Origin of the sequence: Cellulomonas sp. HZM (assembly GCF_000708885.1) — a bacterium.
In the GTDB taxonomy this organism is placed as follows: Bacteria; Actinomycetota; Actinomycetes; order Actinomycetales; family Cellulomonadaceae; genus Cellulomonas.
In genome coordinates this window covers 18,380-41,363 of the sequence record NZ_JEOE01000023.1, presented here as the reverse complement: position 1 = coordinate 41,363, position 22,984 = coordinate 18,380, and the positions used below count along the sequence as shown (strand labels likewise).

22 protein-coding genes are annotated in these 22,984 nt (G+C 73.6%); 12 read left to right on the top strand and 10 right to left on the bottom strand.

Annotated features, from left to right (window positions below; translation table 11 throughout):
* The coding region (locus tag AW16_RS0112290; RefSeq protein WP_156044160.1) for an EamA family transporter at positions 1-467 on the bottom strand (467 nt) is incomplete at its 3' end.
* A 73-nt stretch (positions 468-540) separates the two neighbouring features.
* Between AW16_RS0112290 and AW16_RS0112285 the strand changes: the two genes are divergently transcribed.
* Entirely contained in the window at positions 541-1,455 is a 915-nt protein-coding gene (locus tag AW16_RS0112285; protein ID WP_029290783.1) for a LysR family transcriptional regulator, read from the top strand.
* A gap of 32 nt (positions 1,456-1,487) precedes the next feature.
* A complete protein-coding gene (locus AW16_RS0112280) occupies positions 1,488-2,390 on the top strand; it encodes an N-acetyltransferase (RefSeq protein WP_051681908.1) in 903 nt (300 codons plus the stop codon).
* 268 nt (positions 2,391-2,658) lie between these two features.
* Here the strand turns inward: AW16_RS0112280 and AW16_RS0112275 are convergent, their stop codons facing one another.
* Both AW16_RS0112275 and AW16_RS0112270 read right to left on the bottom strand, forming a co-directional pair.
* Positions 2,659-3,603 carry an NADP-dependent oxidoreductase gene (locus AW16_RS0112275; protein ID WP_029290779.1) on the bottom strand — a complete coding sequence of 315 codons (945 nt, stop codon included), beginning with the start codon at positions 3,601-3,603 and terminating at the stop codon, positions 2,659-2,661.
* A gap of 50 nt (positions 3,604-3,653) precedes the next feature.
* Positions 3,654-5,015 carry a D-arabinono-1,4-lactone oxidase gene (locus AW16_RS0112270; RefSeq protein WP_051681907.1) on the bottom strand — a complete coding sequence of 454 codons (1,362 nt, stop codon included), beginning with the start codon at positions 5,013-5,015 and terminating at the stop codon, positions 3,654-3,656.
* Between the two features lie 56 nt (positions 5,016-5,071).
* Between AW16_RS0112270 and AW16_RS0112265 the strand changes: the two genes are divergently transcribed.
* From AW16_RS0112265 to rlmB, 6 genes are read left to right on the top strand one after another with little or no spacing between them, the layout of a single operon-like run.
* On the top strand, positions 5,072-5,725 hold the full coding sequence (locus AW16_RS0112265) for a TetR/AcrR family transcriptional regulator (RefSeq protein WP_034649018.1): 654 nt from the start codon (positions 5,072-5,074) through the stop codon (positions 5,723-5,725).
* Entirely contained in the window at positions 5,722-6,900 is a 1,179-nt protein-coding gene (locus tag AW16_RS0112260) for an MFS transporter (RefSeq protein ID WP_029290774.1), read from the top strand. Before AW16_RS0112265 ends, AW16_RS0112260 begins: the two co-directional genes overlap by 4 nt.
* Complete coding sequence (locus AW16_RS0112255; protein ID WP_029290772.1) at positions 6,897-8,072, top strand: amino acid deaminase/aldolase; 1,176 nt, start codon at positions 6,897-6,899, stop codon at positions 8,070-8,072. Before AW16_RS0112260 ends, AW16_RS0112255 begins: the two co-directional genes overlap by 4 nt.
* 31 nt (positions 8,073-8,103) lie before the next feature.
* The gene (locus AW16_RS18455) at positions 8,104-9,243 is read left to right on the top strand and encodes a hypothetical protein (protein ID WP_029290771.1); all 1,140 of its coding nucleotides are present in this window, start codon (positions 8,104-8,106) and stop codon (positions 9,241-9,243) included.
* Positions 9,244-9,299: 56 nt separating this feature from the next.
* Positions 9,300-10,718, top strand: a complete 1,419-nt coding sequence (gene cysS / locus AW16_RS0112245; protein WP_029290769.1) for a cysteine--tRNA ligase — start codon at positions 9,300-9,302, stop codon at positions 10,716-10,718.
* Positions 10,719-10,770: 52 nt separating this feature from the next.
* Positions 10,771-11,766 (top strand): 23S rRNA (guanosine(2251)-2'-O)-methyltransferase RlmB, encoded by a 996-nt coding sequence (gene rlmB / locus AW16_RS0112240; RefSeq protein WP_029290767.1) that lies wholly within the window; start codon positions 10,771-10,773, stop codon positions 11,764-11,766.
* A gap of 88 nt (positions 11,767-11,854) precedes the next feature.
* Here rlmB and AW16_RS0112235 read toward each other — a convergent pair whose 3' ends face one another.
* The 3 genes from AW16_RS0112235 to AW16_RS0112225 all read right to left on the bottom strand — a co-directional run bounded on the left by AW16_RS0112235 (position 11,855) and on the right by AW16_RS0112225 (position 15,202).
* Entirely contained in the window at positions 11,855-12,118 is a 264-nt protein-coding gene (locus AW16_RS0112235; protein WP_029290766.1) for an HPr family phosphocarrier protein, read from the bottom strand.
* An 88-nt stretch (positions 12,119-12,206) separates the two neighbouring features.
* A complete protein-coding gene (locus tag AW16_RS0112230; RefSeq protein WP_029290764.1) occupies positions 12,207-13,877 on the bottom strand; it encodes a putative PEP-binding protein in 1,671 nt (556 codons plus the stop codon).
* Positions 13,877-15,202: a PTS transporter subunit EIIC gene (locus AW16_RS0112225; protein WP_029290762.1), complete on the bottom strand. Its 1,326-nt coding sequence runs from the start codon at positions 15,200-15,202 to the stop codon at positions 13,877-13,879. Before AW16_RS0112225 ends, AW16_RS0112230 begins: the two co-directional genes overlap by 1 nt.
* 204 nt (positions 15,203-15,406) lie before the next feature.
* On the opposite strand from AW16_RS0112225, the gene AW16_RS0112220 reads away from it, so the two are divergent.
* The 4 genes from AW16_RS0112220 to AW16_RS0112205 are packed head-to-tail and all read left to right on the top strand — an operon-like array spanning position 15,407 to position 17,271.
* The gene (locus AW16_RS0112220) at positions 15,407-16,297 is read left to right on the top strand and encodes a GntR family transcriptional regulator (RefSeq protein WP_231496036.1); all 891 of its coding nucleotides are present in this window, start codon (positions 15,407-15,409) and stop codon (positions 16,295-16,297) included.
* A complete protein-coding gene (locus AW16_RS0112215) occupies positions 16,294-16,539 on the top strand; it encodes a glucose PTS transporter subunit EIIB (protein ID WP_029290759.1) in 246 nt (81 codons plus the stop codon). The genes AW16_RS0112220 and AW16_RS0112215 overlap by 4 nt, the downstream gene beginning before the upstream one ends.
* Before the next feature lie 43 nt (positions 16,540-16,582).
* Positions 16,583-16,813 (top strand): PTS transporter subunit EIIB, encoded by a 231-nt coding sequence (locus tag AW16_RS0112210; RefSeq protein ID WP_029290757.1) that lies wholly within the window; start codon positions 16,583-16,585, stop codon positions 16,811-16,813.
* Positions 16,810-17,271, top strand: coding sequence for a PTS glucose transporter subunit IIA (locus AW16_RS0112205; RefSeq protein ID WP_029290755.1), 462 nt, complete (start codon positions 16,810-16,812; stop codon positions 17,269-17,271). The genes AW16_RS0112210 and AW16_RS0112205 overlap by 4 nt, the downstream gene beginning before the upstream one ends.
* A 9-nt stretch (positions 17,272-17,280) precedes the next feature.
* Here the strand turns inward: AW16_RS0112205 and AW16_RS0112200 are convergent, their stop codons facing one another.
* The 4 genes from AW16_RS0112200 to AW16_RS17205 all read right to left on the bottom strand — a co-directional run bounded on the left by AW16_RS0112200 (position 17,281) and on the right by AW16_RS17205 (position 22,960).
* A complete protein-coding gene (locus AW16_RS0112200; RefSeq protein ID WP_029290754.1) occupies positions 17,281-18,564 on the bottom strand; it encodes a DUF4032 domain-containing protein in 1,284 nt (427 codons plus the stop codon).
* A gap of 84 nt (positions 18,565-18,648) precedes the next feature.
* On the bottom strand, positions 18,649-19,770 hold the full coding sequence (locus AW16_RS0112195) for an ABC transporter ATP-binding protein (RefSeq protein WP_029290752.1): 1,122 nt from the start codon (positions 19,768-19,770) through the stop codon (positions 18,649-18,651).
* Between the two features lie 186 nt (positions 19,771-19,956).
* Positions 19,957-21,438: a PQQ-binding-like beta-propeller repeat protein gene (locus AW16_RS0112190; protein WP_081861640.1), complete on the bottom strand. Its 1,482-nt coding sequence runs from the start codon at positions 21,436-21,438 to the stop codon at positions 19,957-19,959.
* Between the two features lie 37 nt (positions 21,439-21,475).
* Complete coding sequence (locus AW16_RS17205; RefSeq protein ID WP_034649015.1) at positions 21,476-22,960, bottom strand: hypothetical protein; 1,485 nt, start codon at positions 22,958-22,960, stop codon at positions 21,476-21,478.
* Positions 22,961-22,984: the final 24 nt, after the last annotated feature.

Genomic DNA, 22,984 nt, shown 5'->3' with positions numbered 1-22,984 from the left:
CACCCGAGCCCGCCCGCGAGCGTCAGCAGCACGGGCACGAGCGTCGCGCCGCCGGCGAGCCCCGCGCGGTGCGCCGCGATCCCCGCGAGCCCGACCATGGCGACGAGCACGCCCGCCGCCTGCCGCGCCGAGACGCGCTCGCGCAGCAGTGCCGCGGCGAGCACCACGGTGAACGGGGCCGACGACTGCAGCACGAGCGACGCGAGCCCGGTCGGCATGCCCGCGTCCATCGCCCAGTAGAGGAACACGAACTGCAGGACGCCGAACCCGGTCCCGTACAGGAGCAGCCAGCGCCACGGGACGTCCGGTCGCGGCACGAGCAGCACCGTCGGCACCGCGATGATCGCGAACCGCAGTGCGACGAGCAGGAAGGGCGGGAACTGCTGCAGCGAGAGGTGGATCGCCACGAAGTTGAGTCCCCAGCACACGGCGACGAGCACGGCGAGGAGGCGGTCACGGGCGTTCACGTGACCGAGCATGCGGCTCTGTGACCGTGCAGCACCAGCGAGATGTTCTGGATCGACGATGTAGCGTCGCTGCATGGATCCTCGCGAGCTGGCGACACTGCGGGCGGTGCGCACCCAGGGCGGCGTCACCGCCGCGGCGCGGGCGCTGCACCTCACGCCGTCGGCGGTCTCGCAGCAGCTGGCCTCGTTGCAGCGGCAGGTCGCGGTGCCGCTCACCGAGCGCGCGGGCCGCTCGCTGCGCCTCACGGCGGCGGGGGACGCGCTCGCGGACGCGGCGCTCGACGTCGCGGTCGCGCTCGAGCGCGCGCAGGCCGCGGCCGACGAGTACCTGTCCCGTCCGGCCGGGACGGTCCGCGTCAGCGCGTTCGCGAGCGGCGCGCAGCTCCTGCTCCCGGCCCTGGTCGCACGCGTCGCGGCGCTCGACGACGGCATCACGCTGGAGTGCGACGACGAGGACGTGGCGCTCGACGACTTCGTCGCACTGACCGACCGCATCGACGTCGTCGTCGCCCACCGCGCCGACGGCGCCCCTGCGTGGGGCCCGCGGGTGCAGGTCCGCCCGCTGCTGCGCGAGCCGCTCGACGTGGCGGTCCCCGCCGCCCACCCGCTCGCGACCCGAGACCGGCTGCACCCGCGGGACCTGGCCGACGAGCGGTGGATCGCGGTGCGCGAGGGCTTCCCGCTGCGTCGCGTGCTCGACGCGGTCGCCACCGCGGTGGGCTCGCCGCCGACGATCGCGCACCGGATCAACGACTTCCACGTCGCCGCGACACTGGTCGGTGCCGGCCACGGCGTGTGCCTGCTACCGCGCTACACGTTCGCCAGCACCGCGGACGTGCGCCTCGTGCCGCTGGCCGGCGTGCGCTCGGGGCGCCGGATCGAGGCGCTCGTGCGGCCCGACCGCGCGCAGCGGCTCGTGGTGCGGCTCGTGCTCGACGAGCTGGCGGCGGTCGCGGGGGAGATCGTCGGGCGGCACGAAAACGCGTGAGCGGAGGTCGACGCCGGGAGTTGGATGACCTCGTGACCATCGCGCTGAGCACGCCCTTCGTCGATCGGCTCGGGGACGTCGTCGGCGCCCTGCGCACCTGGCAGCGGGACGACGCGCCCGTGCAGCTGCACCCGGGCGACCTGGGCTGGGTGTGGCGCAACGGGGCGGAGGCGACCGCTGCGACCGTCCGTACCTGGGCGGATGGGGACCGGCCGGTCGCGATCGGCTTCCTCGACGGCCCCGACGTGTTTCGCATGACGGTCGCGCCCGAGGTGTGGCGCGACGACCAGCTGGCTCGCCGGGTGGTTCAGGACCTCGGCGAACCGGATCGCGGTGTGCTTCCCGCCGGCAGGGTGTCGGTCGAGGCGCCGGACGGCTCGCGGGTGCAGGAGGTGCTCGACGAGACCGGGTGGGTCGCCGCGGAAGCGTGGACGCCGCTGAGCCGTGACCTGCGCGAGCCGGTCGAGGTGGTGGGCCTGCGTGTCGGGGTGGTCGACGCCGGGAACCTCGCGGACTTCACCGCCGTGCACCGCTCCGCGTGGGAGAGCACCCGGTTCACCGACGAGGTGTGGCGGACGATGGCGAGCGGGTCGGCGTTCGAGGACGCGCGCTGCCTGCTGGGCCGCGACGACGACGGGATCGCCGTCGCGGGCGTCACCGTGTGGGGCGCCGGTCCCGGGCGGCCGGGATTGCTCGAGCCGCTGGGCATCCACGCCGATCATCGCGGTCGTGGGTTCGGCCGGGAGATGGTGCTCGCCGCCGCGGCGGAGCTGCGGAGCATGGGCGCATCGAGCGCGATGGTGTGCACCGAGAGCGCCCGCACCGCCGCGGTCGCGACCTACCGCTCGGCGGGCTTCCGCCAGCACCCGGACCGCCTGGACCGGACGCGACGCCTTGTGGAGAGACCGCGCCGCGGTGCCAGCGACTCGTCGTAACCTCGTCGCCGGCCCCGGTCACGCGGCTGGCACCGAAGTGTTCGGTCGAGAAGCGGCGGGTCGAGCCGCTCGTGGATCGCGTCGTACGTGTGTAGGCCACGCCTGCCGGGAGCATGCGAAAGGCCCGTGCGCCACGTCCCAGACGGGTCACGAGCCTTCGACTTCCGTGCGGATCAGCTCCGCCGGCGCACTCAGTCTAGGAACCTGCGACCGATACGGGCAGGCGTGCTGCGAGCCGCGGCAAGCGAGCACGTGACGAGGGTGCGCCTCACGGCACCAGGACAAGCTTGCCGCCCGGGTGGCCGCCGCGGCCCTCGCGGTGCGCGTCGGAGGCGGCGTCGAGCGCGTAGGTGCGCGCGACCTGAACGTCGATCGCGCCGTCCGCCGCGAGCTCGACGAGCTGCGCGCGGGCGGCCTCGCGGACGTCCGTCCCCGGGTCGGCGCCGGGTCCGCCTCCCAGCGCGCGGATGCCGAGCTCGGCGGCGCGCGCGTGGCCGGCGATCGTCGCGATGCGGTCGCGGTCCGCGACGAGCGCGACCGAGACGTCGAGCGCCTCGTCGGTGCCGACGGTGTCGATCGCGACGGTCACCGGCCCGGGGGCCGCGGCGCGGACGCGCTCCAGGAGGCCCGGGCCGTGCTCGACGGGGATCGCGCCGAGCGCGCGCAGGTCGTCGTGCGCGTGCTCCGACGCCGTCGCGACGACCGCCGCGCCACGCAGCTCCGCGAGCTGCACCACCATGCGACCGACGCCGCCCGAGCCGCCGTGCACGAGCACGACGTCGTCGGTGCGCACGTGCGTCGCGGACAGGGCGTGCACCGCGGTGGTGCCGGTGACCATGAGGCCCGACGCGGCGGCCCAGCTGAGGCCGGCGGGTCGCCGCACCGTGACCTGCTCGGGGACGACGATGCGGTCGGTGTACCCGCCGTGCACGCGCCACGCGATCACCTCGTCGCCGGGCGAGAGCCAGCGCACGGACGGGCCGACGGCCTCGACGACCCCCGCGACCTCGAGGCCCAGGCGCAGCGGCAGGCGTGACGCGTCGTCGTGCGCGCCGGGCGCGTAGGACTTCCAGTCCCACGGGTTCACCGCGGCGGCGCGGACCTCGACCAGCACCTCGCCCGGACCCGGTTCGACGAGCGGGACGTCGAGCACCTGCAGGACCTCAGGACCTCCGAAGGCGGTCGCGACGACGGCACGAGCGGTGTGGTTCACCCGCACAGACTGCACCTCGTCGGCGCGGCCCGAAAGCGGATCGGGCCGGATCACCCTGCCGTGTGACGGCTCCCGAACACGTGGTCGGTGTACGGGTTGGCGAACACGCCCGTGGGGTCGGCGGCCGCGCGCGTGCGCTGGGCGTCCGCGAAGCGGGGGTACAGCTCCGCGAACCGCTCGGCGCCCAGGCGGTGCATCTTGCCCCAGTGGGGCCGGCCGTCGACCTGCGCGAAGATCTTCTCCACGGCGTCGAAGTACCGGCCGTGCGGCATGCGCGCGTACTGGTGGACCGCCACGTACGCGGTCTCGCGGCCGTGCGCGGTGGACAGCCACAGGTCGTCGGCCGCGGCGAAGCGGATCTCGAGCGGGAACGGGACCGGCTCGCTCGTCGAGCGCAGCCAGCCGTCGATCTCCTCGAGCACGCCGCGCAGGTGCTCGCGGGGCACGGCGTACTCCATCTCGCGGAAGACGACGCGGCGCGGCGAGATGAAGACCTCGTGCGACGGGGCCGTGTAGCGGCGGGCGGACAGGCCGCGGGCGCTGAGGTTGTTGAGCGCGGGCGTGATGCGGGGGACGGCCGACGCGAGGCGGTTGACCCCGCTGAACAGGCGGTTGGACAGCAGCTCGTCGTCCACCCAGGCCCGCGCCGCGCTGAGCGGCTCGACGACGTCGTCGGCCACCCGGTTGTTGCGCTTGGTGAGCGCGCGGTCCGTGAAGGGGAACCAGTAGAACTCGAAGTGGTCGTTGCCGTCGGCGAGGTCGTCGAGCCCGTCCAGCACGTCCAGCAGGCGCATCGGCTCCTCGCGGGCCTCGAGCCGGTAGGCGGGCACGACGTGCAGCGTCACCGCGGCGAGCACGCCCACCGTGCCGAGGCCCAGGCGCCCCAGCTCGAACAGCTCGGGGTTCTCGTCGGCCGACGCCTCGACCACGTCACCCGTCGCGGTGACCAGGCGGACGCCGACCACCTGCGTGGAGATCCCGCCGAGCCGCGCGCCCGTGCCGTGCGTGCCCGTGGAGATCGCGCCGGCCACCGACTGGCGGTCGATGTCACCGAGGTTCCGCATGGCCAGGCCCTCGGCCGACAGCAGCGCGTTGAGCTGGTGCAGACGGGTCCCCGCGGCGACCGTGACGTGCGCCGAGCCGTCGGGCAGACGGCTGACGCCCTCGATGCCCGAGAGGTGGTCGAGGTGCAGGTGGATGCCGTCCGTGACGGCCGCAGGCGTGAACGAGTGCCCCGCGCCGACCGCGCGTACGCGAAGATGCTGGTCAGCGCCCTCACGGACCACGGCCTGCAACTCGGGCAGGTCGCGGGGGCTCTCGCTACGGTGAGGGGTGGCGGACGCCGTGCGTGCCCAGTTGTGCCACGTCGTGCTCGTTGCTCCCGCCATGAGACCCGAGAGTGACTTGGTCATGTGTCCAAGTCAAGTCGTGACGTGCTTCACTAAGCAGTACCCAGGGAGGGGGGCCCATGAACCGCATGCCCGTCGCCGAGAGGCGCGAGCAGCTCGTCGCCGCGGCGCTGGCCGTCGCCAGCCGCGAGGGGATCGAGGGTGCGACCGTACGCGCGGTCGCGGCCGAGGCAGGCGTGTCGCTCGGCGTCGTGCACTACTGCTTCCAGGACAAGGACGAGCTGCTGCGGGCGATGGCGCACGCCATCACGGTGCAGAACACCACGCGCGTCGGCGAGATCCCGCCCGGCACCCCGGTCGAGGACGCGCTCGCGATCGCCATCGACTCCGTCTGGGAGACCATCATCGCCAACCGCGGCGCTCAGCTCCTCAGCTACGAGGTGACGACGTCCTCGCTGCGGCACAGCGAGCTCGGGCAGGTCGCGGTCGAGCAGTACCGCGGCAGCTGGGCGATCGCCGAGCAGCTGTTCGACGCGATCGGCCAGATCTCGTCCGTGCGCTGGAAGATGCCGACCGACGAGCTTGCGCGCATCGCGCTCGCGCTCATCGACGGCTACTCGCTCGCGTGGCTCGTCGACGGCGAGACCGAGCCCGCTCAGCGCGGGCTGCGGGGCTTCGCGCGGTACGTGGCCTCGCTCGCCGAGCCCATCGACCCCGTCGAGATCCCCGACGAGCTTCCCGTGCCCGCCGACCTGCCGGTGGCCGGCGAGTGAGAGCAGGTCCGCGCGTCTCGACGAGCGCTGGGTTCGCCGCCCAGGGCTTCGTCCTCGTCATGATCCTGTCGAGCCTCGGCTCGATCGAGGACCGGTACGGGGTCGACGACGGCGCGATCACCGCCGCCGTGCTCGGCGTGCTCGTCGCCGCGGCGCTCGGCACCGGCGTCGCGGACATGCTCAGCCGACGAGCGGGCGGCAGCCGGTCCGCGCTCGCGCTGGGGCTCGTGGGCATCGGTGTGATCGTGCCGCTCCTCGCGGTCGTCCCGTCGTTCGCGCTCGCGGTGGTCGGCTTCGCGGTCTACGGCCTGTTCCTCGGCATGGTCGACGCCGGCACCAACATGCAGGCCGTCTCCGTGCAGCGCGACGCCGGGCGGCCCATCATGGCGGGCTTCTACGCATCGTGGTCCGCGGGCGCGATCCTCGCGCCGCTCGTCGTGTCCGCGACCGCCGACTCGTGGCCCATCGAGCCCGTGCACGTGCTGTTCCTGCTCGCGACGCCCGTGACCTGGACCGCCGCGGCGCTCGTGTGGCGCGACGGGCACCGCGGGCACGACGTGCCGCTCGTCGATGCTGCCGACCGCCCCCGCGCGCACATCCCCTGGCGCGCCGTCTCGGTGCTCGGCGTCGCGGTGGTCGCGTTCTTCGTCGCGGACAACGCCGCGCAGACGTGGAGCACGATCTACCTCGACAAGGTGCTGCACGCGTCCGACCGGGGTGCGCCGCTCGCGCTCGCGGCCTACCTCACGACGACGCTCGTGTCGCGGCTCGTCGGCGACCGGCTCGTGGCGCGGTTCGGCCGCGTGCGGGTGGTGCGCGTGGCCTCGCTCGTCGGGGCCGCCGGGCTGCTCGCGGTCATCGTCGCGCCCGGGCCGCTCGTCGCGATCGTCGGCTTCGCCGTCACGGGCGCCGGCCTCGGGCTCATCGCGCCGCTGTGCTTCTCCGCGGCGGGCGCCCTCGCGCCCGACCACGCCGACGCGGTCATCGCGCGGCTCAACATCTTCAACTACGTCGGCACGCTGCTGGGAGCGGTGCTCGTGGGCGCGATCGGAAGCGCGTCGAGCTTCCGCGCGGGCTTCGTCGTGCCGGTCGTGCTCGTCCTCGTCGTGACCGCGATCGCGGGCCGGTTCGCGGCCCCCGCGCGCGACGAGCAGGTCCAGGAGGTCGCCGCATGACGCTCGGGGAGCGGCTCGACGCCGCCACCGGTCACCTGCCCGCACCGCTCGCGGTCGTCGACCTCGACGCGCTCGAGGCCAACGCCGACGACCTCGTGCGCCGCGCGGACGGCATGCCGATCCGCGTCGCGAGCAAGTCCGTGCGCGTGCGCGAGGTGCTCGAGCGTGTGCTCGCGCGGCCCGGGTTCGCGGGCGTCATGGCGTACTCGGTGCGCGAGGCGGTGTGGCTCGCGCGCCAGGGGGTGGACGACGTGCTCGTCGGCTACCCGTCGGTGGACGTCGGCGCGCTCGACGAGCTGGCCGCGGACCCCGTCGCCGCGCGTGCCGTGACCCTCATGGTCGACGACGTCGCGCAGGCCGACCTCGCCGCGAAGGCGGCCGCGGCGCACGGGACGACGATCCGCGTGTGCCTCGACATCGACGCGTCCCTGCGCTTCGGCGTCTGGCCGCTGCAGGTCCACCTGGGCGTGCGGCGCTCGCCCGTGCACACCGCTTCGGAGGCGGCCGAGCTCGCGCGCCTAGTCTCGGTGCGCGACGGGATCGCCGTGCGCGGCGTGATGTTCTACGAGGCGCAGGTCGCCGGGATGCCGGACGCGTCGCCCGCGGTGCGGATGGTCAAGAAGCTGTCGATCGCCGACCTCGCGACGAGGCGCCGCGACGTGGTCGACGCGGTCGCCTCCGTCGTCGGCCCGCTGGACCTGGTGAACTCCGGGGGCTCCGGCTCGGTCCAGACGAGTGCCGCCGCGGACGCCGTCACCGAGGTGACCGCCGGCTCCGGCCTGTTCGTGCCCGGGCTCTTCGACGAGTACCGCTCGTTCCGCCCGCGCCCCGCCGCGTTCTTCGGCCTCGACGTGGTGCGCATCCCCGCACCCGGCTACGCGACCGCGTTCGGCGGCGGGTACATCGCGTCCGGTCCGCCCACCGCGTCGCGCCAGCCGCGGCCCACGTTCCCGGCCGGGCTGCGGCTCACCGGTCGCGAGGGCGCGGGCGAGGTGCAGACGCCGCTGCGCGTGCCCGCGGGCGGGGACCTGCGGATCGGGGACCGCGTGTGGTTCCGGCACGCGAAGTCGGGTGAGGTCATGGAGCGGTTCACCACCGTCCACCTGGTGCGCGGCGAGGCCGTCGAGGCGAGCGTGCCGACATACCGGGGCGAGGGGCTCTCGTTCGGCTGACGCCGCCCGGCCGCGTGGTACACCTGCCGTCGTGATCCTTCAGTTCTGTGACCTGTCGCGTGGGCAGGCGGTGGAGTATCTCGAGCACGTGGTGGCTCGGGAGCCGTACTACTTGCGGGAGCTGGCGGGGTGGATGGCTTCGACGGGTGGTCCGTTGGAGCAGATGGATGCTTCGGTCGCGTCGTTGGATGCGATGTGGCAGTGGTATGTGGAGCTGGCGTTCCGGGACTTCGACGGGTTGACCGATGGGTTGGTGCCGTCGCTGGGGCCAGAGTTGGCGCGTCCCGATCGGACGCGTGCGGGGGAGCTGGCGCGTCAGTCGCATGTGGCTGGTGACCGGTTGATGCACTACGTGAAGCTGGTGCTGGCGCGGCTGGTGCCGGGTGCTGAGTGGGGGATGTACCTGCAGCCGCCGAGGGGCCCGCGGGAGATGGACGATCAGGCGACGGTGGTGTTCCTGCCCGGGCACACGTACCGGTGGCGCGGCAAGACGCTGACCTTCCATGCCGATCTCGAACCGCTGATGAGGTTCGCTCGATCGGCAGGGGATCTGACCGAGCTGGACGACCGTCGCTCGCCCACTCGCCTGAAAGACTGGTTGCTCGAGTTCCATTTGCCGCCGGAGTTGCGTTCTGTGGAGCAGGTGCGTTCGGGTTCGGTGCTGGCGGGGTATCTGGGTGTGGAGCTGCCGCCGGTGCCGGAGGTGGTGGCGGGGTCGCCGGTGCTGCGCTGGTCGGAGTCGGAGTCGGAGTCGGAGTCGGAGTCGGAGTCCGGGTCGGCGTCGGGGCCGGTCGTCGAGTCGGGTTTTGGGGGGGAGTTCACGTTCGCGAAGGGTCCGGCGCTGGGTCTGGATGACGAGCCGTGGTTGCTGAGTGTCCTGCCGGCTGATGAGGTGGCGGCGGCGTTGAGCGCGGGCGGGTTCATCGATGACGAGCATGGTGACCGGGTGGGTGCGGCGGCGTTGTTGGCGGGGCGTCAGGTGGCGCACGTCGATGGTGTGGCGTCGATCGATCCGGTGGTGCACGAGGGGTCGTTGCGGGCGTTGTTGATCGAGGCGGTGGATGCGACGCAGGAGTCGTGGGAGCGGGCGCTGGCGCCGTTGCAGGTGCTTGCTGACAGGTGGGGTGCGCGGCTCGCGCCGGACGAGGACTTCCAGGACGACGAGCAGTAGCCGAGCAGCGTCGTCGGGCACCGGTCGTCCGTACGCCCGACCGGTAGCCTGTGCCGGTGACCCTGCGACTGTTCGACACCGCCACGCGCGAGGTGCGCGACTTCGTCCCGCTGGTGGCGGGACAGGTCGGCATCTACCTGTGCGGTGCGACCGTGCAGGCGCCCCCGCACATCGGCCACCTGCGCTCGGCCGTCGCCTTCGACGTGCTGGTTCGCTGGCTCACCCGCACCGGGTACCGCGTGACGCTCGTCCGCAACGTGACGGACATCGACGACAAGATCCTGGCCAAGGCCGCTGCGGCCGACGAGCCGTGGTGGGCATGGGCCCAGGCGAACGAGCGGGCGTTCACCGCCGCGTACGACGCGGTGGGCGTGCTGCCGCCGTCCTACGAGCCGCGCGCCACGGGTCACGTGCCCGCGATGGTCGAGCTCATGGAGCGGCTCGTCGAGCGCGGCCACGCCTACGCGGCCGACACCGGAGACGTGTACTTCGACGTCCGCTCGTGGGAGCAGTACGGCTCGCTCACCAACCAGCGCGTCGAGGACATGGTCCCCGCACCCGACGACGCGCCGGCGGGCGACGACAAGCGCGACGCCCGCGACTTCGCCCTCTGGAAGGCGGCCAAGCCCACCGAGCCGTCGACCGCCGCGTGGGAGACCCCCTACGGCCGCGGCCGGCCGGGCTGGCACCTCGAGTGCTCCGCGATGGCTCAGCGATACCTCGGCGACGCCTTCGACATCCACGGCGGCGGCCTGGACCTGCGCTTCCCGCACCACGAGAATGAGCAGGCGCAGTCGCGCGCCGCCGGGTACGCCTTCGCGCACTACTGGCTGCACAACGGCTGGGTCACGCAGGGCGGCGCCAAGATGAGCAAGTCGCTCGGCAACGGGCTGCTGGTCACCGAGGTGCTGCGCAGCACCCGGCCCGCGGTGCTGCGCTACGCGATGACCGCGGTGCAGTACCGCTCGATGCTCGAGTGGAGCGACGCGACCCTCGTCGAGGCCGAGGCCACGTGGGACCGGCTCGCCGGGTTCGTCGAGCGGGCCGCGGAGCGCGTGGGCGCGGCGGACGACGACGAGGTGGCGAAGGTCGAGCTCCCCGCGGAGTTCGTCGCCGCGATGGACGACGACCTCAACGTCCCCGCGGCGCTCGCGGTGGTGCACGAGCACCTGCGCGCCGGGAACACCGCGATCGCGGCCGACGACCTCGACGCGGTCCGTGCCGAGATGGTCGCGCTCCGCGCGATGCTCGACGTGCTCGGGCTCGACCCCGCCGGCGCGCAGTGGTCCCGCTCGGGCGGCGACGCCCGGTACGAGCGCGCGCTCGCGTCGATCGTCGGCTCCGAGCTCGGGGCCCGCGCCGCGGCCCGCGCCGCACGGGACTTCGCGACGTCCGACGCGATCCGCGACCGGCTCGCCGCCGCGGGCGTCGTCGTCGAGGACTCGCCCACCGGCGCGCGCTGGTCGCTCGCCTGACCGCACCACACCACAGCACCACAAGCTCGCAGGACACCGAAGGAAGAGGCTCATGGCCGGCAACTCATCGCGCCGAGGCGCGACCCGCAACGCAGGCTCGAAGAAGGGCGCGAAGGTCGGCACGGGCGGGCACGGGCGCAAGTCGCTCGAGGGCAAGGGCCCGACGCCGAAGGCCGAGGACCGCTCGTACCACCCGGCCGGCAAGCGCAAGGCCGCGGCCGAGCGCCGTGCCAACGCCACGCGTGGCGGTCGCCCGGCGGCATCCGCGTCGCGTTCGGCGGCCGGCAAGCGCGGTGGCCGCACGTCGTCGACCCACGAGATCGTCTCGGGCCGCAACTCCGTGGTCGAGGCGCTGCGCGCAGGCATCCCCGTGAGCACCGTGTACCTCGCGGCCAAGCTCGAGGCCGACGACCGCACGCGCGAGATCATCTCCACCGCCGCCGACGCCGGCTACCCGCTGCTCGAGGTGTCCCGCACCGAGCTCGACCGCCTCACCGACGGCTCGGTGCACCAGGGCGTCGCGATCCAGGTGCCGCCGTACCCGTACATCGACGACGAGGACCTGCTCGACATCGCCGAGGAGGCCGGCACCGCGCCGCTCGTCGTCGCGCTCGACGGCGTCACCGACCCCCGCAACCTCGGTGCGGTGCTCCGATCCGCGGGCGCGTTCGGGGCACACGGCGTGCTCATCCCGGAGCGCCGCGCCGCGGGTGTCACCGCGTCCGCGTGGAAGGTATCGGCCGGTGCCGCGGCCCGCGTGCCCGTGGCGCGCGTGACCAACCTGTCGCGCACGCTCACGGACCTGAAGAAGGCCGGTGTGTTCGTCGTCGGGCTCGACGGCGGCGGCGACGTCGCGATCGCCGAGCTGCCGTACGCGACCGACCCGCTGGTGCTGGTGGTCGGCTCGGAGGGCAAGGGGCTCTCGCGGCTCGTGCGCGAGCAGTGCGACGCGATCGCGTCGATCCCGATCGCGTCGGCGGTCGAGTCGCTCAACGCCGGCGTCGCCGCGGGCATCGCGCTGTACGAGGTGGCCCGCCAGCGGGCGTGACCTCGTTCCCTGTCTCGTCGACGCGCTCGAGATTGTGAACAAGAGCGCTCGAGATCGTGGAACAGAGCGCTGACGGTGCCGAGTTGGCTCAGCCCTGCTCGTGGAGCAAAGCCTCGAGCTCGTCGAGCGCGGCGGTGCCCGCGGGGCCCTCGTCGTCCGCGGTCAGCAGCACCTCGTCGCCCTGGCGCACGCCCAGGGTCATGATCGCGAGGATCGAGCTGGTGGCCGCGGGGGCCGAGCCGTCCTTGGTGATCGACACGGCGACGGGCTGACGCGCGGCGGCCGCGACGAACTGCGCGGCGGGGCGGGCGTGGAGCCCGTCGGCGAGGGAGACGACGACGGAGCGCTGCACGGGTTCCTCCTACAGGGGTGGGGCGAGTCGAGGCTAGCGACGGATCGGGCAATGGTCTAGACCATTGGTCCCGGGGAGTTGCGGCGAGTCAGAGGCCCAGGTCGGCGAGGACGGGCAGGGCCTCGCGCACGGCGAGCTGCGCGGTGCGCGCGTCGTCCTGCGCGAGCGCCAGCGCGGCGAGCTCACGGCATCGGTCGAGCGTCACGGACGCGAGCACGGCGCCCACCTCAGGCAGCGCGCGCGCCGTCATCGACAGCGACGAGGCTCCGAGCCCGACGAGCACGACGGCCAGCGCCGGGTCGGCCGCGGCCTCGCCGCACACGCCCACCGGCCGCTCCGCGACCCGCCCACCGGCGCACGCGGACGCGATGAGGTCGAGCACGCCGGGCTGCCATGCCGTGGACAGAGCCGCAAGGGGGGCGAGCTCGCGGTCCGCGGCCATCGCGTACTGCGTGAGGTCGTTGGTGCCGAGGCTCGCGAACCGTGCGTGCGCGAGCAGCTGCCCCGCGCGCAGGGCGGCGGCCGGCACCTCGATCATGACGCCCGCCTGAGGCAGGCCGTGCGCGGCGCACCGAGCCACGAAGTCGGCGGCCTCGGCGGCAGTCGCGACCATCGGCGCCATGACCCACACCCGCGCCGACTCGGCGCGTGCCGCCTCGGCGATCGCCGCGAGCTGGTCGTCGAGCACGCCGGGGTGGCGCCACGACGTGCGCAGGCCGCGGACGCCGAGGGCCGGGTTCGGCTCGTCGTCGGCCGTGACGAACGGGAGCGGCTTGTCCGCGCCGGCGTCGAGCGTGCGCACGACGACGCGGCTGCCCGCGAACGGCGCGAGCACCGCGCGGTAGGTGGCGACCTGCTCCTCGGTCGTCGGCGCCGTGGTCCGGCCCAGGAACGCGAGCTCGGTGCGGTAGAGCCCGATGCCCTCCGCGCCGGCCTCCCGCGCGGCACGCGACTGGGCGGCGTCGCCCACGTTCGCGAGCAGGTGGACCGCGTGCCCGTCGGCGGTGCGGCCCGGGCCGGACAGGGAGGCGGGCAGACGCCGCGCGACCGGGACGACGACGTCCTCGGCAGGGTCGACCACCACGTCGCCGACAGCACCGTCGACGAGGACGACGTCGCCGTCGCGCAGCTCGTCGGCGACGGGCGCTGCGACGACGCACGGCAGCCCGAGAGAGCGAGCGAGGATCGCCGTGTGCGACGTGGGACCGCCGCCGGACGTGACGACCGCGACGACGTCGGACGGCAGGCGCGCGGCGTCGGCGGGGGACAGGTCGCGTGCGACGAGCACGTACGGGTGCCCGGGGTGCGGCACGCCGGGAGCCCGCTCGCCGAGGATCGCGGCGACCATGCGGTCGCGCACGTCGTCGACGTCGGTGGTGCGCTCGGCGAACACGCCGCCCAGCGCGCGCAGCTGCGAGGACACCAGCTCCGCCGCGTCCCACACGGCCCGCGCAGGGGTGGCGCGGGTCTCGAGCACGCGCCGGCGCGCCTCGGCCACGAGGACCGGGTCGGCGGCGATCGCGGCGGTCGTCGCGAGGATCTCCGCCACCGCGCCGGTGGTGTGCTCCGCGGCGGCGGCCAGGTCGTCCCTGACCTGCGCGGCCGCGGTGTCGACCGCCGCGGCCGCGACGTCGAGGTCGGTGCCCTCGTCGGCAGGCTCGGGCGCGGGGGCGGGACGCCGCTCGGGCATCCGCACCACCGGCCCGACGCGCCGGCCAGGGCTGACCCCGACGCCGCGGGCCGCGACGGCCGCGGGCATCAGGCGCCCTCGCCCGTCGTGACCGGCTGCGCCGCGCGCTCGCGGGACTTGGGGCGGTCCGCCTCGTCGGCGAACGGGTCGACCGCGCCGACCGCGTCGTCGTCCTCGCGACCCGGGGTGCGCAGGTTCCATCGGGTGATGACGAACCGGAACAGGAAGTAGTAGATGACCCCGTACCCGAGCCCGACGAGCAGCAGCAGCACCGGCTGCTCCGCGATCCGGAAGTTCAGCAGGTAGTCGATCGCACCTGCGGAGAACCCGAACCCGTCGCGGATGCCGAGCGCGTTGGTGAGCGCCATCGCCGTGCCGGTGAGCACCGCGTGGATCGCGTACAGCGGGTAGGCGACGTACACGAACGCGAACTCGAGCGGCTCGGTGACCCCCGTGACGAACGAGACCAGCGCGGCCGAGCCCATGATGCCCGCGACGACCTTGCGGTTCTTCGCCTTGGAGGTGTGCACGATCGCGAGGGCGGCCGCCGGGAGGGCGAACATCATGATCGGGAAGAAGCCGGTCATGAACGTGCCGGCCGTGGGGTCGCCCAGGAGGAAGCGGTTGATGTCGCCGTGCGCGACCGTGCCGCTCGCCGAGGTGTACGTGCCGAACTGGAACCACGGCAGCGAGTTGAGGATGTGGTGCAGGCCGAGCGGGACCAGCAGGCGGTTGAGCGTGCCGTACACGAACGCACCGAGCGGGCCGGAGCCGGTCACCCAGTCGCCGACGGCGTTGAAGCCGGAGTTGAACGCGGGGTAGATGAGCGCGGCGAGCACGGCGATGAGCACCGAGACCCCGGCCGTGACGATGGGCACGAAGCGCCGGCCGCCGAAGAACGCGAGATAGGCGGGCAGCTTGATCCGGTAGTACCTCTGGAACAGCAGCGCGGTGACCAGGCCGATCACGATGCCGCCGAGGACGCCGTAGTTGATCAGCTCCTGCGTCTCGCCCTCGGCCGGCTTGCCCAGCACGTAGGGCGACAGCGCGTCGGTGACGCCTGTGAACACGAGGTAGCCGACGACGGCTGCGAGGCCCGTGGAACCGTCGGACTTGCGAGCGAAACCGACCGCGACGCCGACCGCGAACAGCAGGGGCAGGTACTTGAACAGCGCGTTGCCGGCCGCGCCGAGCACGTCGGCGACGGGCAGCAGCCACGAGGCGTGCTTGCCAAGGCCGTCGGCCCCGAGCGTGTCGGGCTGACCCAGCCGCAGCAGCAGCGCGGCGGCGGGCAGGGACGCGATGGGAAGCATCAGCGAGCGCCCGATGCGCTGGAGCTGTGCGAGGCCGGGGAACCCCCGGCGGGACGTCGTCTCCTCGACGGTGGCGGTCATGGCACTCCTCGTCTGGTGGGTGGTGGCGCCGTCCGGGGGGAGAGCCGGCGCGGTACCGTCCGAACGTCTGGATGTACTCGGCTTCTGGTCTGGACCAGTTGCGCACAGAGTGGTCTAGACCTCATCATGTGTCAAGGGTCACACCCTGCCACCTGCGAACGAGCAGGCCAGGAGCGGGCCACGAGTCGACGAGGAGGTGGCCGCGTGGAGCACGAGCTGCAGGACGCGCACGCCGCCCACAAGTACCTGACCGTGCGGGACCACCTGGCGCGCATGGTCGCGCAGGAGCTCTCCGTGGGCGACGCGATCCCGTCCGAGCGGGCGCTGACCCAGCAGTTCGGTCTCTCGCGGATGACGGTGCGCCAGGCGGTCGACGCCCTGGTCACCGAGGGCGTCCTGGTCCGTGAGCAGGGCCGCGGCACGTTCGTCGCGCCCCAGCGCATGGACTTCGAGATGCGCCTGACCACGTTCGGCGAGGAGATGCGCCGCCGCGGCCTCGAGCCCGGGACCGAGATCCTCGCCGCGCGGACCGTGGGCGCGACGCCCGACGTCGCCGCGGCGCTCGAGATCGAGCCGGACGACGAGGTGCACTTCCTCTACCGCGTGCGCAGCGCCGACGACGTCCCGATCTGCATCGAGCAGGCGTGGATCCCCGCGTCGCTCGCCCCGGCGCTGTTCGACGACGGTGCGCCGACGAGCGTGTACGAGCGACTGCGCGAGCAGGGTCTGGCGCCCGAGTGGGGCGAGGACACGCTGTCCGCGGGGGATGCGACCGACGCCGAGGCGGGGCTGCTCGGACTGACGCGCTCGCGCGCCGTGCTCCGCGCCGAGCGGCGTACGTACGCCGCCGCCGGGGCCGTGATGTTCTCGCGCGCCTGCTACCGCCCCGACCGCTACACGGTCTGGGTGCCGCTGCGGGCCCCACGCCCCGCGCTCGTCCCACGCCGACGCGCGGCCGACGAGGCCGCGCCCCACGACGACGCGCACCACGACGACCGCGACGCGCAGCCCGCGCCCGCGGAGACCGACGACCAGCCCGCCCCGGCACCCCTCGCCCCGGGCGCCGCGGTGACGACCGGAGGAGGTCGGCGATGACGCCGGACAGCAGGCAGCAGGCGGAGGCGATCCTCGCCGCGCTCGGAGGAGTCGACAACATCGACGAGATCGAGCCCTGCACCACCAGGCTGCGTTCCCTCGTGCGGGACGCCGGCCTCGTCGACGTGACCGGCCTGCGGGCCGCGGGAGCGTTCGGCGTGATGATCTCGGGCCGCGTGGTGCAGGTCGTCGTGGGACCCCACGTCGACCTCATCGCCACCGACCTCGACGACCTGATGTGACCCTGCGGCCGACCGACTGCCGGCAGGGACGAGAGGAGCAACGATGGGCAAGGCCGAGAAGATCCTCGCCGCACTCGGGGGCGACGCGAACGTCGTCGACCTCGAGCCGTGCATCACGCGGCTGCGGGTGGAGGTCGAGGACCCGGGCCTCGTGGACGAGGCGGGCCTGCGGGCAGCCGGCGCGATCGCCGTGGTGCGCTCGGGGGTCGCGGTCCAGGTGATCGTCGGTCCGGAGGCCGACACGCTGGCGTCCGACATCGAGGACCTGCGATGAGCGCACTCACCGTGCTCTCGCCCGCGGCGGGCCTCGTGGTCGCGCTCGGCGAGGTGCCCGACCCCGTCTTCTCGGCGGAGCTCGTCGGCCCGGGCGTCGCGATCGACCCGTCGGGCGCGGAGCACGCTCAGGTGGTCGCACCCGTCGAGGGGACCGTCGTGAAGATGCACCCGCACGCGTTCGTCGTCGAGACCGCGGACAACCGCGGGGTGCTCGTGCACCTCGGGATCGACACGGTCCAGCTCGGCGGCGAGGGGTTCACGCTCCACGTCACCGAAGGTGCGCGCGTGCGCGCGGGGCAGGTCGTCGTGACGTGGGACCCCGCCGCGGTCGTCGCGGGCGGCCGGTCGGCCGTGTGCCCGGTGGTCGCGCTCGACGCGGGCGGTGCGGCGCTCACGCTGCTCGCGCGTGCGGGCGACGAGGTCGCCGCGGGCGAGCCGCTGCTCGAGTGGGCGTGACGCCGCGCGTCAGCCGATGATCTCGTCGTCGACGCGGGGGATGACGTCGGTCTCGCGCAGGTCGCTCGCCTGCACACCGAGGATCGACTGCTCGTCGGGGCGCCCGGGCAGGATGTTCTTGACGTAGCTCTTCGCGGCCTCCTTCATCGGGACGTCGCGGCGCTGCTGCTGGGACAGGTACCAGCGGTGGTCGAGCAGCTCGTGGTAGATCTGCGCCGGCTCGAGCTTCTTGCGCAGCTCCTTGGGCACGCGGCGCACGGCGGGCTCGAACACCTCGGTCAGCCAGTCGTGCGCGACGAACGCCTCGTCCTCCGCCTGGCGGTCCGTCGCGGCACGGTACTCGTCGAGGTCGTTGAGCAGGCGGCGCGCCTGGTTCTCGCCCACGTCCAACCCGGTCAGGCGCATGAGCCGACGCGAGTGGTGGCCGGCGTCGACGACCTTCGGCTGGATGCGCACGGTCGTGCCGTCGACGTCCGTCATGATGTCGAGCTCGCCGACGTCGAAGCCCAGGTCGTTGAGCCGGTCGATGCGCGCCTGCACGCGCCAGCGCTCGCCGTACCCGAACGACTCGACCTCGGTGAGGGCCCGCCACAGGTCCGTGTAGCGCTCGGCCAGCGCGTCGCCGATCGCGACCGCGTCGACCTCGTCGTCCAGGAACTCGCCCGCCTGCAGGTCCATCAGCTCGCCGATGATGTTGACGCGCGCGACGTCGAGGTCGTACGCGCGCTGCCCGTCGGACAGCCGGTCGTGCAGGTCGCCCGTCTCCGCGTCGACGAGGTAGGCCGCGAACGTCTCCGCGTCGCGGCGGAAGAGCGTGTTGGACAGCGACACGTCGCCCCAGTAGAAGCCGACGAGGTGCAGGCGCACCAGCAGCACCGCGAGCGCGTCGATGAGGCGTGTGGCCGTGTCGGGGCGCAGCGACTGGCTGAACAGCGAGCGGTAGGGGAGCGAGAACTGCAGGTGCTGCGTGATGAGCACCGCCTCGAGCGGCTCGCCGTCGGGGTCGCGCCGGCCCGTGATCACGCCGACCGGCTCGACCGACGGCACGTCGAGGCGGCCCAGCTGGCGCAGCAGCTCGTACTCGCGGTACGCGACCGTCTCGCCGATCTCCTTGATCGCGATGACGCGGCCGGACAGGCGCGCGAACCGCACGATGTGGCGGGAGATGCCGCGGGGCAGCGCGGCCAGCGTCTCCGCGGGCCACTGCTCGAGCGGCACGTCCCACGGCAGGTCGAGCAGCGCCGGGTCCGGGTTCGCCGCGGTGATCTGCAGCCGCTGGGGCGTCGGGCTCATGGGGTCATCCTCGCAAACGCACGAGGGCGGGGCCGCTCGTCGCGACCCCGCCCTCGTGGCTGGCTGTGTCCGGAGCTCAGGACGTCAGAAGCGCTCGCCCGAGCCGGCGTGGAACAGGTGCTGCTCGCCGGGACGGATGCGCACGCCGATGGTCTCGCCCTTGGCGGGAACCTGGCGGGGGTCGACGCGCACGATGACCTGCGCGTCGCCCGCGCCCGAGTGGACCGCCGAGGCGGCGCCGAACTCGTTGGTCAGCGAGCCGTACACGAACGCGTCGGAGCCCAGCTCCTCGACGATGTTGACGACGACCGGGATGGCGTCCGGCGTGCCACCGGGGACCACGTCGAGGGCCTCGGGGCGGAAGCCGATCGTGATGTGGTTCTTGTCGTCCTCCGTGAACTGGCCGATGACGGCGCGGTCCACCGCCACGCGCGCGCGGCCCAGGCTGGCGTGGCCGTCGAGCACCGGGAACGTGCCGATGTTCATGGCCGGCGAGCCGATGAAGCCGGCGACGAAGACGTTCTGCGGGGCGTCGTACATCTCGCGCGGCGTGCCGACCTGCTGCAGGAGGCCGTCCTTGAGGACCGCGATGCGGTCGCCCATCGTGAGGGCCTCGGTCTGGTCGTGCGTGACGTAGACCGTCGTGACGCCGAGGCGGCGCTGCAGCGACGCGATCTGGGTGCGCGTCTGGACGCGGAGCTTGGCGTCGAGGTTCGACAGCGGCTCGTCCATGAGGAACACCTGGGGCTGACGCACGATCGCGCGGCCCATCGCGACGCGCTGGCGCTGGCCACCCGAGAGGGCCTTCGGCTTGCGGTCGAGGTACTGGGTGAGGTCGAGGATCTGGGCGGCCTCCTCCACGCGCTTGCGGATGTCCGCCTTCGGCGTGCCGGCGATCTTGAGCGCGAAGCCCATGTTGTCGGCGACCGTCATGTGCGGGTACAGCGCGTAGTTCTGGAAGACCATCGCGATGTCGCGGTCCTTCGGCTGGACGTCCGTGACGTCCCGGTCGCCGATGAGGATGCGGCCCGCGTTGACGTCCTCGAGTCCCGCGAGCATGCGCAGGGAGGTCGACTTGCCGCAGCCCGAGGGGCCGACGAGGACGAGGAACTCGCCGTCCTCGATGTGCAGGTTGAGCGCGTCCACCGCGGGGCGCTCCGTGCCCGGGTAGACCCGGGTCGCGTGGTCGAACGTGACCGTAGCCATGGTGATACCGATCCCTTCACCGGCAGGTACGTGCCGGACGATCCGTCGTGAAAGGTGTGCAGTGTCTTCACTGACACGGAACGAGGAGGCGGTGCCGCGAGCGGCCCGGCCCTCCTCGGTCGTGCTGCCATGATGCCACACGGGCGCCATGACCTCGGTCACACTGTGGGCCGATCGGGTGGCCGCTCAGCCGATCACGGACGTGTCGCCGTCGCCGTCGGACGGCGTCATGAGCAGTCCGAGCCAGGGCGAGACGTACGTGTCGTCCCCCGCGCCGGGGACCCGGTCCAGGACGCGGGTCGTGCCCGGCCGGCCCGTGCGCAGGTCGTACGCGTAGATCTGCGCACCGCGCTGCGCGTACAGCTCGCGGCCGTCGGTGAACAGCATCGCGTCCCCGCCCGGGTACGGCTGCGTCCACACCTGCGAGCCGTCGCGCAGGTCGACGGCGTGCAGTGCGGCGTCGCCCCACGTGTAGAGGTAGCCGTCCAGGACGACCGAGCCCCAGCCCGCCGCCGGTCCGGTCCAGCGCACGTCGCCCGTCCGGGCGTCGATCGCCTGGACCTTCGAGCCCTCGTACGTCGTCAGGAGCACCAGGTCCGGCTCGCTGTCGTCGTCCACGACCATTCTGATCGGGTCGCCCGCGGGCGTCAGCGTCTTCCCGCTCGCGAGCACCAGCCGCGGGCTCCAGGACTGCGTGCTCGCGTCGATCGGCTGGACCTCGACGGCCCCGCCCCTCGTAGCACCCACCCACGCGCGGTACGACACGTCGGGCACGCGGCGGGCGGTGCCGCCGGTCACGACCCACGCCTGCCCCTCGTCGGCCAGCGCGACCGTGTCACCGGACACCGCGAAGCTCGGGCCCGGGCCGAGGTAGGCGGTGTCGTCCTTCTCGGTCGAACCCGCGTCGAGCAGGGGGATCGGGCCGACGGTGGCGGTCGAGGTGCGGTGCCCGGCGAGGTCCGTGCGGGCGACCGACCACGTCACGGAGCCGGTCGCGCGCGTGGCCGTGGCGCCGACGATCTCGTCGTCGGTCACGTCCCAGCCGTCCCACCGCGTGGTCCACGTGGCGCGCACGTCGCCCCTGCGGGCGTCCAGCACGACGACCTGCGCGTCACGCGTCGCCGCGCCGAACCCGATCTCGTTCTCGAGCACGCACGCCACCGCCCCCGCCCCGGGCAGCGACCGGCACGACGCGTGCGGCTCCCGGCCGCCCAGGTCGACCGTCAGATCGCCTGACGCGCGCCACACCTGCGAGCGCGTCTCGCGCGTCCAGGCCCGGACGTCGTAGCGGCGGTCGTGCACGACGGCCGTCACCACGTGGTCGCCGGCCTGCGTCCCGTACGACCAGCCGTCGGCCCAGCCGTCGGGGCCGTCGGTCTCCATCTCCCATCGGACCGTGGGGTGCTCGGGCAACGGGAGGATGACGTCGTCGATCGCCGCGAGGCGTGCGGCGTGATCGCGCTCGCGTGCGTCGAGGACGGACTGGGTCCCGAGCGCGAGCGCCGCGGCGAGTGCGAGCGCGGTGGTGGCGAGCCACGTGCGGCGGCGCGGTCGCCTGCGGCGCGACGGCGTGGCGGGGTGGTCGGGCTGCTGGTCGGTATGCGGGGCCGCGCTGCGCACCGGCCGGACGTCGCCGTCCTCGACCAGCTCGACCCGCTGCATCCCCATCCTGGGGACGCTACCCCGCCGCGCCCTCGCGAGGCGGTCAGCGGACGACGCGGAGCTCGGTCCCGTCGTCGTTGCTGCCCTGCAGCATCCCGTCGCCCGGCCAGTACGAGGTGATCCCGCTGTCGGTGCCGGGCAGGTCTATCGGCGCCGACGCCGCACCGGTCTCGAGGTCGAAGGCGGTCGCGGTGGGGTGGTCCTGGTCGTCGCCGTCCAGTGCGTAGACGACGTGGCCGTCGGTGGCCAGGCCGGGGTACGTGGGGGTCGTGGGCGTGCGCCACACCATCTCGCCCGTGCGTGCGTCGCGGCAGCGGACCTCGCTGTTCGCGGCCGTGCAGGCGCGTCCCCCGAGCAGGATGACCTCGCCCGTGCCGTCGCTCTCGCTCCAGAGCTGCTTGCCGGTCCGGGAGTCGAGCGCGACGAGCCGTTGCCCGTCAGCGTCGCGGCTGAGCGCGAAGGTGACGTCGGGTGCGCTGCCGTCGTCGACCGAGGCCGTGATCGGGTCGACGTGGCTCGTGCTGATCCGGCCGTCGAGCGTGACGAGGCGGCTCGAGGTCTCCTCGGCCGTCATGTACGTCGTGCCGCCCTCCTTCACGGGCGTGTAGACGAAGTGCGCGATCGAGACGACGCCACCGCGTCCCAGCTGGACCTGGTCGTCGAGCCCGGCGCGCGCGATCTCGTGCGCGCCGTCGGGTCCGACCTTCCAGACGTGTCCGCCGGCCGAGGCGACGACCGTGGGCCCGGCCACGTCGATGCCCGTCGGCACCGACCGCTGCGAGCCGTCCGCGTACGTCGTCGACGGCACGTGCGCGACCTCCGGCAGCTGCACGGTCCACGCGGTGCTCCCGTCGAGCCTCAGCTCGCGCACGTCCCACCGCTCCGTCCCGCCGGTCGTCGTGCCGGATGCGGCGAGCACGCGGTCGCCGTCGACCTCCCACTGCGACCAGTCGGCGTCCCACTCGTCGTGCACGTGGCCGTCGGCGGTGTCGAGCACGACGACGCGCGCGTGGACGGTGCCGTCGAGGCTGACCCCGTCGCCGAACCCCGACACGTCGCAGAGCGCGCTGCGGCCGTCGCGGACGGCCCGGCACCGCACCGCGCCCTCGGGGGCCTCGGCCTTCGAGGGGAGCGTGTGGTGCACGGTCCACGCGGCGACGCCCGTGAGGCGATCGGTCGCCCGGATCGTGTACGAGAGCCCGTCCTCGGCGACGTCGCCCGCGAGCAGGTACGGACCGACCTGGTGGCTGCTCCAGCGCGTCGAGCCCTTCACGGTCCACAGGACGCGGGGGTGGTCGGTGAGCGAGGGGACGACCCCTGGAACGCGCTGGAACCGGGCCTCCCACGCGTCGTGGCGCGCGTTCAGCCAGGCCTGGCCGCCGACGAGCAGCGCGCCGACCGCGACGACGGCAGCGCCCGGCAGCCACCAGCGGCGCCGGCCGCGGGGCCTTCGCTCGGCGGACGCGGGTTCGCTGCCGGGTCCCGGTCCCGGTCCCGTCTCGTCGAGCTCCACCGCGCGCATCGCCACGAGCGCAGAGACTAGAGGGTCGAA